Raw genomic sequence first — 12,961 nt, 5'->3', positions numbered from 1 at the left:
TCTGACGTAGCGCTTCGCCCCAGTGCGAATAAGGAGTCACAGCATGTTCGAGAGATTCACGGACCGAGCCCGTCGAGTGGTCGTCCTCGCCCAAGAAGAGGCGAAGATGCTCAACCACAACTACATCGGCACCGAGCACATCCTGCTCGGCCTCATCCACGAGGGCGAGGGCGTCGCCGCCAAGGCGCTCGAAAGTCTCGGCATCTCGCTCGACGCCGTGCGCGAGCAGGTGCAGGACATCATCGGCCAGGGCCAGCAGCAGCCGACCGGGCACATCCCGTTCACGCCGCGCGCCAAGAAGGTGCTCGAGCTGAGCCTCCGCGAGGCCCTGCAGCTCGGCCACAACTACATCGGCACCGAGCACATCCTGCTCGGCCTCATCCGCGAAGGTGAGGGCGTCGCCGCCCAGGTGCTCGTCAAGCTCGGCGCCGACCTCAACAAGGTCCGCCAGCAGGTCATCCAGCTGCTCTCGGGTGCTCCCGGCCGCGAGCCGGCATCCGTCGGCGCGCAGACCAACGACACCCCGAGCGCGCAGGGCGGCTCGCAGGTGCTCGACCAGTTCGGTCGCAACCTGACCCAGGCCGCGCGCGACAACAAGCTCGACCCGGTCATCGGGCGCGAGAAGGAGGCGGAGCGGGTCATGCAGATCCTCTCCCGCCGCTCCAAGAACAACCCGGTCCTGATCGGTGAGCCCGGCGTCGGCAAGACCGCCGTCGTCGAGGGCCTCGCCCAGGCGATCGTCAAGGGCGATGTCCCCGAGACGCTGAAGGACAAGCAGCTCTACTCGCTCGACCTCGGCTCGCTCATCGCCGGCTCCCGCTACCGCGGAGACTTCGAGGAGCGCCTGAAGAAGGTCACCAAGGAGATCCGCACGCGCGGCGACATCATCGTCTTCATCGACGAGATCCACACCCTCGTGGGTGCGGGTGCCGCCGAGGGCGCGATCGACGCGGCCAGCATCCTGAAGCCGCTGCTCGCCCGCGGTGAGCTCCAGACGATCGGTGCGACCACGCTCGACGAGTACCGCAAGCACTTCGAGAAGGATGCTGCGCTCGAGCGCCGCTTCCAGCCGGTGCAGGTCAACGAGCCGACGCTGCCGCACACGATCAACATCCTCAAGGGTCTCCGCGACCGCTACGAGGCGCACCACAAGGTGCAGATCACCGACGGCGCCCTCGTGGCCGCGGCGAACCTCGCCGACCGCTACGTCTCCGACCGGTTCCTGCCCGACAAGGCGATCGACCTGATCGATGAGGCCGGCGCTCGACTGCGCCTCAGCATCCTGTCGAGCCCGCCCGAGCTGCGGGAGTTCGACGAGAAGATCGCCAAGGTCCGCGAGCAGAAGGAAGTCGCCTCCGAGGAGCAGGACTTCGAGCGCGCGGCCTCGCTCCGCGACGAGGAGAAGAGCCTTCTCGCCGAGCGACTGCGCCTCGAGAAGCAGTGGCGTGCGGGTGACATCGCGACCTCCGCGGTCGTCGACGAGGGTCTGATCGCCGAGGTCCTCGCGCAGGCCACCGGCATCCCGGTGTTCAAGCTCACCGAGGAGGAGTCCTCGCGGCTCGTCTTCATGGAGAAGGCCCTGCACCAGCGCGTCATCGGTCAGGAAGAGGCGATCGCCGCCCTCTCCAAGACGATCCGTCGCCAGCGCGCCGGACTCAAGGACCCGAAGCGCCCCTCTGGTTCGTTCATCTTCGCCGGCCCCACGGGTGTCGGAAAGACCGAGCTCGCCAAGGCTCTCGCGGAGTTCCTGTTCGACGACGAGGCCGCGCTGATCGCGCTCGACATGAGCGAGTTCGGCGAGAAGCACACCGTCTCGCGTCTGTTCGGTGCCCCTCCTGGATTCGTCGGATTCGAAGAGGGCGGACAGCTCACCGAGAAGGTGCGCCGCAAGCCGTTCAGCGTGGTCCTCTTCGATGAGATCGAGAAGGCCCACCCCGACATCTTCAACTCGCTCCTGCAGATCCTGGAAGAGGGTCGTCTGACCGACGGCCAGGGTCGCGTGATCGACTTCAAGAACACCGTCATCATCATGACCACCAACCTCGGTGCTCGTGACATCGCCGGTGGTCCGGTCGGCTTCCAGATCGAGGGCAGCAACGCCACGACCTACGAGCGGATGAAGGGCAAGGTCAACGAAGAGCTCAAGCGCAACTTCAAGCCCGAGTTCCTCAACCGTGTCGACGACATCATCGTGTTCCCGCAGCTGAACAAGGAGGAGCTGGTGCAGATCGTCGATCTGTTCACCAAGCGCCTCGGCGAGCGTCTGCTGGACCGCGACATGACGATCGAGCTCTCGCTCGCGGCCAAGGAGCGTCTCATCGAGATCGGGTTCGACCCGTCGCTCGGTGCCCGCCCGCTGCGCCGCGCGATGCAGCACGAGGTCGAGGACCGCCTGTCGGAGAAGATCCTGCACGGCGAGCTCAACTCCGGAGACCACGTCAAGGTGGATGCGAAGGACGGCGAGTTCCTCTTCGAGCACGGCCCGCGTGGCGAGAAGGTCGCGGTCGGCATCAACACCGCCGGCGCCGGCATCTCGGGCACTCCCGACCTGGCGGTCGCCAGCGGAGAGTAATTCATCGGAAGGGGCGGATGCTGCGGCATCCGCCCCTTTCCTGTGCCCGGCTCAGACGATGACGGTTCGCGGGTTCTAGGCTGGAGCCGTGAGCGAGTACATCGTCCGACCGGCGCGCAGCGCCGACGTCGTCGGCATCCGGAACCTGCTGCAGCCGCTCGTGGAGCAGCGCATCCTGCTCGGCAAGGACCTGGCGGTGCTCTACGGCTCGGTGCAGGAGTTCATCGTCGCGGAAGCCGACGGCGAGCTGATCGGATGCGGCGCGCTGCACGTGATCTGGGAGGACCTCGGCGAGGTGCGCACCCTGCTCGTCCGTCAGGACTGGCTGCACCACGGCGTCGGCCGCGGAATCGTCGACCGCCTGGAGGAGACCGCCCAGGCGCTCGGGCTGTCGCGCCTGTTCTGCCTGACGTTCGAGGTCGAGTTCTTCGGGCGACGCGGCTACACGCCGATCGGCGAGCAGGTCGTCGACCCCGACGTGTACTCGCAGCTCCTGCGCAGCGGTGACGCGGGTGTCGAGGAGTTCCTCGACCTCGCGCACGTGAAGCCGAACACGCTCGGCAACACCCGCATGCTCAAGGTGCTCTGACGCGACCGGCATCCGCGCGTAGACGATCCATCGAATCGTCCATGTTCTTCCCCGTTCACGCCATAGGGCTCCGCCGGGTGCGGCGATAGCTTCGTCGCAGGACTTCGCGTCCTGTCGTCGGATGCAGCACGCCGACGGCACGCGCCTGCACGAAGGATCAACGGATGAACGACGATGTCATCGACGTCGGATCGACCATGGCCGGTCATGAGGAAAGCCCGCAGAGCGATCACCGCATCGTTCTCCCGGAGGCGTCGGGCTCCCTGCGCGCCGACCTCGATCGCGGCGACGCGGTCGCGTGGAGCGAACCGCTGAGCATCCTCACCTACGACGCCGCCGAGCCGAGCATCCACCCGATGTACCTCGATCACCGCGTCTATCAGGGGTCGAGCGGCAAGGTGTACCCGATCCCGTTCACCGAGCAGATCGCCGATGAGGGCGTGGTCCGCGAGTGGCAGGCGATCCACCTCGAGAACGAGTACGTGCGACTCGTGGTCCTCCCTGAACTGGGCGGACGCATCCACATCGGATACGACAAGACCACCGGCTACGACTTCTTCTACCGGAACAACGTCATCAAGCCGGCCCTCGTCGGCCTCGCGGGGCCGTGGATCAGCGGCGGCGTCGAGTTCAACTGGCCGCAGCATCACCGCCCCGGCACCTACCTGCCGGTGGAGACATCGATCGAGCACGGCGACGACGGGTCGGTCACCGTGTGGTGCCACGACCACGACCCGTTCACGCGGATGTCGGCGCAGCACGGCATCCGTCTCCATGCGGGAAGCTCGGTCGTCGAGCTCGTCGTGCGCCTGCACAACCGCACGAGCGAACGGCAGTCCTTCCTGTGGTGGGCGAACGTCGCTGCCCGCGTGCACGACGACTACCAGTCCTTCTTCCCGCAGGACGTGCGGTACGTCGCCGACCATGCGCGCCGCGCGCTGACCGCGTTCCCCGAGGCCGATCGCCCGTACTACGGCGTCGACTACCCGGCGCTCGCGGCCGAGCACGAGGGCGCGGACCGCATCGACTTCTACCGGAACATCCCCGTGCCGACGTCGTACATGATCGTCGACTCCCAGCAGGACTTCTTCGGGGGCTACGACCACGCCGCAGGCGCGGGCTTCGTGCACTGGGCGGAGCGGCGGCTGGCCCCGGGCAAGAAGCAGTGGACGTGGGGCGACGCGCCCTTCGGCCACGCCTGGGACGCTCAGCTCACCGACGCCGACGGGCCGTACATCGAGCTCATGGCCGGCGTGTACACCGACAACCAGCCGGATTTCGCGTGGCTGCTGCCGGGCGAGACGAAGGTGTTCAGCCAGTACTGGTACCCGATCCCGGCGATCGGTGCCGCGCACCAGGCGACGACGGATGCCGCCGTGCACGTCGAGCAGGGATCGCGGGTGTCGGCGAGCTTCGCGGTGACGAGTCGCCGCCTCGGTGCGACGCTGCGGATCCTCGACGGCGCCGCTGTCGTCGCGAGCACCACGGCCGACCTCGTTCCCGGCGTGCCGCTGACCATCGAGACGGATGCCGCGCCGTCTCATGCGATCACGGCCGAACTCCTCGACGCCGACGGTCGCGTGCTCGTGCGCTGGACGCCGACGGATGCCGACGACGACGAGCCCTGGGTCGCCGACGAGCCGCCGTCGCCGGACGAGATCGACAGCGTCGAGGAGCTCTACCTCACCGGTCTGCACCTGCAGCAGAACCGTCACCCCACGCGGTCGCCGTTGCCGTACTGGCGGGCTGCGCTCGCCCGTGACGCCGGCGATGCCCGGACGAACCTGGCCCTCGCGGACCGGGCCTATCGAGCGGGTCGCTTCGACGTCGCGCTCGAGCATGCGCAGACCGCGATCACCCGGCTGACCCGCCGCAACGCGAATCCGACCGACACCGAGGCCTCCTACCTGGCCGGTCTCATCCTGGCGCGACTGGGGCGGGAGACGGAGGCGCAGCGCGCGTTCGGGAAGGCCGGGTGGGACGGGACCTGGGCGGCGGCATCCGGTGTCGAGCTCGTCCGGTCGCTCCTGCGCACCGGTCAGCAACGAGCCGCGCTGCGCGTCCTCGACACGCTCGACGGCGTCGTCGGGCACGACACCCGCCGCACCGCTCTCCGTGCGCTCATCCTGCGGACGCGGGGCGAGCTGGCCGCCAGCACGGCGATCGCGCGGGAAGCGCTGGCGACCGATCCGCTCGACGCGACACTCCGCGTGCTCGCGGGGGAAGAGCGGGAAGCGGATGCCGGGCTGCTGCTCGACGTCGCCCTCGACCTGAAGCTCGCGGGTGCGACCGATGATGCGCTCCGACTGATCGAGGCGGCCATCGCTGCCCCGATCCGGCATGCGGGCAACGTGCGCCCCGTCGCGGCGTACGTCGCCGCCGAGATCATCGCGAGGCGCGGAGACGAGGACGCGGCGGCGCGGCAGCGATCGCGCGCCAGGTCGGGCGACCTGCGCTGGGCGTTCCCCGCCGGCCTCGACGCGCTGCAGGCGCTGGAAGCCGCTGTCGCCGCCGAACCCGATGACGCGGTCGCCCTGTCGCTGCTCGGCATGCTGCTGTACTCGGTCGGACGGCGCCGGGATGCGGCCGAGGCGTGGAACCGCGCGATCGCGCACGGCCGCCACGACCCGGTGCTGTTCCGCAACGCCGCCCTCGCCGCCTACAACGTCGAGCACGATGAGGCGAAGGCCTGGCGGCTGTACGCGCAGGCGGTCGAGAGCGCTCCCGACGACGCGCGCATCCGCTACGAGCAGGATCAGCTCGCCGCACGCCTCGGGCACAGCACGACGGATCGCCTCGCGGCGCTCCGTCCGGTGGAGGAGCTCGTCCTCACGCGTGACGACTTCGCGATCGAGTACGCACGGCTGCTCATCGCCGAGGGTGACGCGGCCCGGGCGCACCGCATGCTCCTCACGCGTCCGTTCCACCCCTGGGAGGGCGGAGAGGGCCAGGCGATCGCCACGTGGGATCTCACGCTCGAGGCGCTCGGGCTGTCGCTGACCGATCCGCCGGCGACGCTCGGCGAAGCACGCGCGGCCTACGTGCCGCCCGTTGCCGTGCGCGACGACGGGGTGACCGACTACTTCGCGACGAGCCTGCCCGAGCTCCTGCTGTTCACCCCTGCCGGTGACGAGGGCGAGAGCGAGGACGCCTGAGGATGCCGGTGCCGCTCTCGGGGAAGCCGTTCGTGCTGCGATCCGGGGCCTATGAGGCGCGGATCGCGAGCGTCGGGGCCAGCCTGCGATCGCTGCGACACGACGGCGTCGACCTCGTCGTGCCGTTCGCGGAGGAGGAGATCCGTCCGTCGATGCGCGGTGCGCTGCTCGCCCCGTGGCCGAATCGGATCGCCGACGGGGCGTACGCGTTCGGCGGCGAGACCCACCGGCTCGTGCAGAACGAGCCCGAGACCCGCACCGCCGCTCATGGTCTCGTGGCGTGGACCGATTTCGACGTTGTCTCCGCGTCGACGGGCCGTGTCGTCCTCACCGCGACGATCGCGGCCCAGCCGGGGTATCCGTGGCGCCTGCGCATCGATGCCGAGTTCCGCCTCGGCGCAGACGGCCTCACCCAGGAGGTCACCGCCACCAACGAGAGTGCGAGGGATGCGCCCGTCGGACTCGGCGGGCACCCGTACCTCGTGGCGGGGCCGGTGCGCGAGCGCGGCATCGATGATCTGACGCTCGCGATGGACGCCGAGCAGATCCTGCTCGTCTCCGCCGATCGGCTGCTGCCCGAGCGGACCGTGTCCGTGGCCGACGCCGCGGCGGGCGGCCGGGACTTCCGGGAGCCGCGGCGCCTCGCGGGTACCGAGATCAACCATGCGTACACCGGGCTCGGTCGACAGCAGGGTCTGGCGTCGGCTCGCGTGCTCGCCGACGACGGCACAGGTGTCGAGATCGAGTGGGATGCACGCTGTCCGTGGGTGCAGGTCTACACGACCGACCGCGGCATCGGCGAGGAGTTCCGCAACGGTGTCGCCGTCGAGCCGATGACCTGTCCGCCGGACGCGTTCAACTCGGGCCGCGACCTGCACGTGGTGCCGGCGGGCGGATCTGCGAGTGCCGGATGGACGATCCGCCGCGTCGGGCGCTGAACCTCACCCCTTGTGCTGCGCGCGGTACGACGTCGGGTTGAGACCGTGCAGGCGCCGGAAATGCCGGGAGAAGTACAGCGGATCGGCGTAGCCGACGGCGGCCGCGATCTCGCGCACGGAGAGCGAGGTGGTGTCGAGCAGATTCCGTGCGTGTGACATGCGGAGCGACGTGTGGAAGGCGGCGGGGCCGCTTCCGGTGGCCTGGCGGAACAGCGCGCTCAGGTGCGACGGCGACATGTCGACGAGGGCGGCCAGCTCGCTGACCTGGATGTTGCCATCGACCCGCGCCTCCAGATAGCGCATGGCGCGCTCGAGCGCGGATCCCTCGCTCGGCAGGATGCTGTCCGCGGCGATGCGCGTGAGCAGGTTCCACGCGATGCCGGATGCCATGAGCAGCTGCGGCGGGGAGAGCCGGCGCTCCAGCGTGGAGACGAGCTCGTCGAACAGCGCCACGACGCGATCCATCGCGCGCAGCCTCGTCACCGGACTCTGCCGTCCGAGGGTCTGCGCCGTGAGCTCGGCGGCGTCCGTCCCGCGCACGTGCACCCACCAGATGGTCCACGGGTCCTCCTCCGAGGCCTCGTAGACGTGTGGGGCACCCGCGGCGATCGCGATCGAGGTGGACGCGGTGAGCGGATGCACCTCGCCGGCGATGGTCACCGTGCCGCGCCCTGCGACGCAGAGCAGCACGACCGTCTCGGGGCAGCCGCGCGGGCGGACGCGCAGGTGACCGCGCGCTTTCGGGAAGTACCCGGCATCGGTCACCAGAAGGCGGCGGGTGCCGGCGGCGCCGAGAGCCGTCTCGACCTGAGGGCGGGGCAGCACGCACAGGCGCTGATGCTCGAACCCCTCCATCCGGTAGTGGGGTTCCGGTGGGATAGGCGTCTCGTCCATGAGGCCTCGCAGAAGAATGACAGGTGGTCCGGCCATGTCGACAGGCCGGTCCTGCCAGGGTAACCGCAGAATGGCGGCGAAAGGCTTCGCAATCTTCCGTAGTCTGTTTCATCGGGTCAGAGAAAAGTCCATATGTTCCGTGAGATCGTCCTCAAGCGACGCGCGACGATCGATGTACGTTCGATCTGTTCCACACAGCATCCGGCCCCACAGCCGGCCATCGCACGAAGACGAAGGAGTCTCAATGTTCGCCACACGCAGCCGCCTCTGGGCGCGAACTGCCGCCGGCGGGGTCGCCGTCCTGGCTCTCGCCGCCCTCACCGCCTGTTCGTCCGGGATGGAGTCGGCCGAACCCGCCGCGGGTGACAAGGGCCCTTCCGACGGCCCGCTCACCATCGCCCTGATCCAGAAGCAGGGTGACCAGCAGTACTTCATCGACGAGGCCGACGGCGCCAAGGAGGCCGCGAAGGCCGACGGCGACGTCACCATCAACGTCGTCGACGTCAGCACCGACTCGAACAAGGCGATCTCCGAGGTCGAGGCAGCGATCGCGCAGGGCGTCGACGCGATCATCATCGTCGTTCCCGACACGCAGATCGGCCCGCAGGTGATCCAGCTCGCGACCGACGCCGGCATCCCGATCATGGCCGCCGACGACCCGATCGTCGACGCGAAGGGCGACGCGGCCGCGTTCACCGGCTTCGACGGCACGTCTATGGGCGAGAAGGTCGGCGCAGACGCCGCACGTCTCTACCAGGAGGCCGGTTGGGCCGCCGCCGACACCCGCATCCTCTCCGCGTACAAGCAGGACCAGCCGAACTGCGTCGAGCGCGTCGACGGCGCTGTCGCGGCGTTCTCCGAGGCGGTGCCCGACGGCCCCGAGGTCATCGAGGTCGGCACCGACAACTCCGCCACCGACGCGCAGGACAAGGCGGGCGCCATCATCACGGCCAACGCCGGCGTGAAGCACTGGGTGGTCTGGGGCTGCAACGACGAGAACGAGACCGGCGTCGTGACGGCGCTGCAGAACTCGGGCGTCGCCCCGGCCGACATCGTCGGCGTCGGACTCGGCGCCTACCTGACCTGCAAGGACTGGAACGCCGGACAGGAGACGGGCAACAAGTCCGCGCTGTTCATCTCCGGCGTCGAGGTCGGCAAGGCGGCGGTCACCTCGATGATCGACCTGCTGCGCAACGGCACGGAGCTGCCGCCGAAGACGGTGGCCAACACCGAGATCGTCGATGCCTCCAACTGGGAGGAGAAGGGCGTCGTCTGCACCTGACGTTCTTCCCGGGGACGGCCGCAGAGCGGCCGTCCCCGTCCGTCCGCGATCACGCATCGGCACGCCACTCGAAGGCTCGCCACGAGAGGAAAGCATGACTGAGCAGGCCGCAGCGCTGCGGGCCCACGCGATCACCAAGTCGTTCGGTCCCGTCCACGCCCTCCGCGGCGTGGACCTCGAGCTCCGCGCCGGAGAGGTGACCGCCCTCATGGGCGAGAACGGCGCGGGCAAGTCCACGCTCCTCAAGATCCTCGGCGGCGACTACCGCCCCGACGGCGGCGAACTGCTCCTCGCGGGAGCGCCGGCGGACTTCGCCGGTCCCGCGGATGCGCGGGATGCCGGGCTGCGCGTGATCGCCCAGGAGCCGGAGATCGTGCCCTGGGTGTCGGTCGCGGAGAACATCTACATCGGCGCTCTCGGTGCGGTCGGCTTCCGCCGCGGTCAGCTCGAGCGCACCGCGACCGAGGAGCTGCGGCGCTGGGGCTTCGACAGGGTCATCGACGCCCGCACGCTCGGTGCCGACCTGTCGCCGGCGCAGCGCCAGATCGTCGAGATCATGCGCGCGGTGATCGCCCGGCCCAAGGTCATCTGCTTCGATGAGCCCACGTCCTCGCTGGGTGACGAAGAGGTCGCGCTGCTGTTCGCGCTGATCCGCCAGTTGAAGGCCGACGGCGTCGCCATCGGCTACGTGTCGCATCGGATGGGAGAGATCTTCCAGCTCGCCGACCACATCACGGTGCTGCGCGACGGCGCGTATGTGGGCACCAAGGCCGTGGGAGAGACCGATCACGACGAGCTCGTGCGCATGATGGTCGGCCGCGACCTCACCCAGTTCTTCCACCGCGAGCCGGCCGCGCTCGGCGACGTCGTGCTCGAGCTCGCCGGCGTCTCCAACGACGAGGTGCAGGACATCTCGCTCACCGTGCGCGCCGGGGAGGTGGTCGGCGTCGCCGGCCTCGTCGGCGCCGGGCGCAGCGAACTCATGAAGACGATCGCCGGCGACCTCCTGATCAGCGGCGGTGAGATCCGCATGCACGGGGTCGTGCGACGGTTCCGCAGCCCTCAGGACAGCATCCGGGCCGGCATCGGCTTCGCACCGGAGGAGCGCAAGGCCGAGGCCCTGCTGCTCGACCGGAGCGTGCGCGACAACACGGCGCTGGCCGTGCTCCGATCCCTCTCGCGGTGGATCTTCGTCAAGGACTCCGCCGAGTCGGCGCTCGCCAAGAGCTACATCGAGTCCCTGCGCATCCGGACCCCCAGCCCTGAACAGCTGGTGGGGCGTCTGTCGGGCGGCAACCAGCAGAAGGTGGTGCTCGCCCGCTGGCTCGCCACCAAGCCGAAGCTGCTGCTGCTCGACGAGCCCACCCGCGGCATCGACGTCGGGGCGAAGGCCGAGATCTACGCGATCATCGACCGCCTCGCGCACGAAGGGGTCGCGGTCATCGTGGTCTCGAGCGAACTCCCCGAGGTGCTCGGCGTCTCGGACCGCATCTATGTCATGGCCCACGGGCGCATCACGGGAGAGCTCCCGCGTGCCGAGGCAACCGAAGAGAGCATTCTCGCGCTCGCGATGGACGAGGAGGTCGCCGCATGAGCGACGACGCTATGAAGGACGGCGCCGTGAAGACAGCGACCACGACCATGACCGCCCCGGCTCCCACAGCGGCAGCGGCATCACCGCTGCGACGGCTGATCAGCGGGGTCGGCGCGCAGAACATCTCGCTGATCATCGCGATCGTGCTGGTGGTCGCCGTGATCGGGCTGCAGAATCCGCTGTTCTTCAGCGTCGGCAACCTCAAGGTGATCGGCACGGCCATCGCGATCATGGGCCTCCTCGCCGTGGTGCAGACCATCGTCATCATCCTCGGCGCCCTCGACATCTCGGTCGGATCGATCGCCGGACTCACCTCGGTGACCTCGGCGATGCTGTTCACCGCCGCAGGCCCCGCCGTGGGCGTGGTCGGCGCGATCGGCATCGGCATCCTCTGCGGTCTGGTCAACGGCTGCATCATCGTCTTCGGACGCGTGAACCCCGTCATCGCGACCCTCGCCACGCTGGCGGCGTTCAAGGGCGTGGCGCAGCTGATCTCGGATGGGCGAGCGCAGGGCTACACGGGCGCCGATCCGTTCTTCGTCTTCCTCGCCCGCGGCGGCGTCGCCGGCATCCCCACGCTCATCCTCGTGCTGCTCGTGGTCGCGCTGCTCGCGCACATCGTCCTGCGTTATACGTCGTGGGGTCGCAACATCTACGCGGTCGGCGGCAACAACATCGCGTCCCGGCTCGCGGGCATCAACATCAACCGCTACATCATCGGCGTCTACATGGTGACCGGTGCGATCGCCGCGATCGCCGGCATCCTGATCACCGCCCGAACCGGGTCGGGTCAGCCGATCTCCGGCTCGGAGGGGCTGGAACTGCAGGCGATCACGGCGGCGGCCCTGGGTGGTGCGGCGCTGAAGGGCGGCAAGGGCACGATCGCCGGCACGATCCTCGCGGTGATCCTGCTCGGTGTTCTGACGAACGGCATGACCATCCTCGGCGTCAACACGTTCTGGCAGAACGTCGCCCAGGGTGCGCTCCTCGTGATCGCGGTCGTGATCCAGCAGCTCCGGTCCGGCGAGCGTCGTATCGGAATTCCGGGCTGATCGTCCGGTCGGTCGCCGGACGATCGCCAGGTCGATCGCTTAGCCTGGACGCATGCCCCGTCACTCCGCCGCCGTCTATCGTCGACGACGGGTGGTGCTGCTGATCGGTCTGATCCTCGCGGTCGCCGTGATCGGGGTGTCGGTGTGGCTGCTGGTCACGCGGCCGTGGGCGAATGCCGACGCCGGTCCCGCGCCGACCAGCTCCGCGACCGCATCGAGCACTCCGTCGTCGACGCCCGCCGCGGGCACGGAATCGCCGGAGCCGACGCCGTCGGGCGAAGCGACCCCGGCGATCGTCGCGTGCGCGGCGAAGGACATCGAGGTGGCGGCCGTCTCCGATGCCGACACCTATGCGGCCGGCGTCACGCCTCAGCTGTCCATCTCCCTGACGAACAAGGGCGCCACGGACTGCACGATCGACGTGGGCTCGACGACCCAGGTGTTCACGATCTCGAGCGGCGCCGACGTCTGGTGGCGTTCGACCGACTGCCAGGAGAACCCCAGCAGCATGATCGCCACGCTCGCGGCGGGGACCACCGTCACCAGCAAGGATCCGGTGATCTGGGACCGCACGCGCTCGAGCGTCGAGACGTGCGCGGCCGAGAACCGTCAGCGCGCCCCGGGCGGCGGTGCCTCGTACCACGTCGAGGTCTCGATCGGCGGGTTCACGAGCCTGACGACGAAGCAGATCCTGCTGTACTGATCGCGTTCGCACGCCTCGACCCGTAGCACCGTGTCCTCCCGGTGCGGCATCATCCGTCGTAGGGGTGTATCCCGAGACGCGGTACTCACCGGTCGAGGTCCGTCGGCTGCTCCACGGGGTGGACGTTCTTCCGCAGAGTGTCCTCAGCGAGTCATCGCCGACGTCGCCCTGACAGGAGAACG

Annotated in this window: 9 protein-coding genes; 8 read left to right on the top strand and 1 reads right to left on the bottom strand. The window is 69.1% G+C overall.

From position 1 onward, the window contains the following. Positions 1-43 precede the first annotated feature (43 nt). The 4 genes from LC452_RS02775 (at position 44) to LC452_RS02760 (ending at position 7,254) form a co-directional block, all read left to right on the top strand. Positions 44-2,572, top strand: a complete 2,529-nt coding sequence (locus tag LC452_RS02775; RefSeq protein ID WP_223622495.1) for an ATP-dependent Clp protease ATP-binding subunit — start codon at positions 44-46, stop codon at positions 2,570-2,572. Between the two features lie 88 nt (positions 2,573-2,660). After that, positions 2,661-3,161 (top strand): amino-acid N-acetyltransferase, encoded by a 501-nt coding sequence (locus tag LC452_RS02770; protein ID WP_136053742.1) that lies wholly within the window; start codon positions 2,661-2,663, stop codon positions 3,159-3,161. A gap of 164 nt (positions 3,162-3,325) precedes the next feature. Further along, complete coding sequence (locus LC452_RS02765; RefSeq protein ID WP_223622494.1) at positions 3,326-6,316, top strand: DUF5107 domain-containing protein; 2,991 nt, start codon at positions 3,326-3,328, stop codon at positions 6,314-6,316. Positions 6,317-6,318: 2 nt separating this feature from the next. Then, positions 6,319-7,254 carry an aldose 1-epimerase family protein gene (locus LC452_RS02760; RefSeq protein ID WP_223622493.1) on the top strand — a complete coding sequence of 312 codons (936 nt, stop codon included), beginning with the start codon at positions 6,319-6,321 and terminating at the stop codon, positions 7,252-7,254. 3 nt (positions 7,255-7,257) lie between these two features. Here LC452_RS02760 and LC452_RS02755 read toward each other — a convergent pair whose 3' ends face one another. Further along, entirely contained in the window at positions 7,258-8,148 is an 891-nt protein-coding gene (locus LC452_RS02755) for an AraC family transcriptional regulator (protein ID WP_223622492.1), read from the bottom strand. Positions 8,149-8,392: 244 nt separating this feature from the next. On the opposite strand from LC452_RS02755, the gene LC452_RS02750 reads away from it, so the two are divergent. The 4 genes from LC452_RS02750 (at position 8,393) to LC452_RS02735 (ending at position 12,779) form a co-directional block, all read left to right on the top strand. Next, positions 8,393-9,430 (top strand): substrate-binding domain-containing protein, encoded by a 1,038-nt coding sequence (locus LC452_RS02750; RefSeq protein ID WP_223622491.1) that lies wholly within the window; start codon positions 8,393-8,395, stop codon positions 9,428-9,430. Positions 9,431-9,524: 94 nt separating this feature from the next. Further along, positions 9,525-11,024, top strand: a complete 1,500-nt coding sequence (locus LC452_RS02745; RefSeq protein WP_223622490.1) for a sugar ABC transporter ATP-binding protein — start codon at positions 9,525-9,527, stop codon at positions 11,022-11,024. Further along, positions 11,021-12,076, top strand: a complete 1,056-nt coding sequence (locus LC452_RS02740; RefSeq protein WP_223622489.1) for an ABC transporter permease — start codon at positions 11,021-11,023, stop codon at positions 12,074-12,076. Before LC452_RS02745 ends, LC452_RS02740 begins: the two co-directional genes overlap by 4 nt. Before the next feature lie 52 nt (positions 12,077-12,128). Beyond that, complete coding sequence (locus LC452_RS02735; RefSeq protein WP_223622488.1) at positions 12,129-12,779, top strand: hypothetical protein; 651 nt, start codon at positions 12,129-12,131, stop codon at positions 12,777-12,779. Positions 12,780-12,961: the final 182 nt, after the last annotated feature.

The organism is Microbacterium sp. EST19A, assembly GCF_019969685.1.
GTDB lineage: Bacteria > Actinomycetota > Actinomycetes > Actinomycetales > Microbacteriaceae > Microbacterium.
This window is presented reverse-complemented; position numbering and strand designations above follow the sequence as displayed.

Excerpts from the sequence above, each read along its gene's own strand:
- LC452_RS02750 (WP_223622491.1), top strand. The coding sequence starts at position 8,393 with ATGTTCGCCACACGCAGCCGCCTCTGGGCGCGAACTGCCGCCGGCGGG.
- LC452_RS02745 (WP_223622490.1), top strand. The coding sequence starts at position 9,525 with ATGACTGAGCAGGCCGCAGCGCTGCGGGCCCACGCGATCACCAAGTCG.
- LC452_RS02775 (WP_223622495.1), top strand. The coding sequence starts at position 44 with ATGTTCGAGAGATTCACGGACCGAGCCCGTCGAGTGGTCGTCCTCGCC.
- LC452_RS02760 (WP_223622493.1), top strand. The coding sequence starts at position 6,319 with ATGCCGGTGCCGCTCTCGGGGAAGCCGTTCGTGCTGCGATCCGGGGCC.
- LC452_RS02740 (WP_223622489.1), top strand. The coding sequence starts at position 11,021 with ATGAGCGACGACGCTATGAAGGACGGCGCCGTGAAGACAGCGACCACG.
- LC452_RS02755 (WP_223622492.1), bottom strand. The coding sequence starts at position 8,148 with ATGGACGAGACGCCTATCCCACCGGAACCCCACTACCGGATGGAGGGG.
- LC452_RS02765 (WP_223622494.1), top strand. The coding sequence starts at position 3,326 with ATGAACGACGATGTCATCGACGTCGGATCGACCATGGCCGGTCATGAG.
- LC452_RS02735 (WP_223622488.1), top strand. The coding sequence starts at position 12,129 with ATGCCCCGTCACTCCGCCGCCGTCTATCGTCGACGACGGGTGGTGCTG.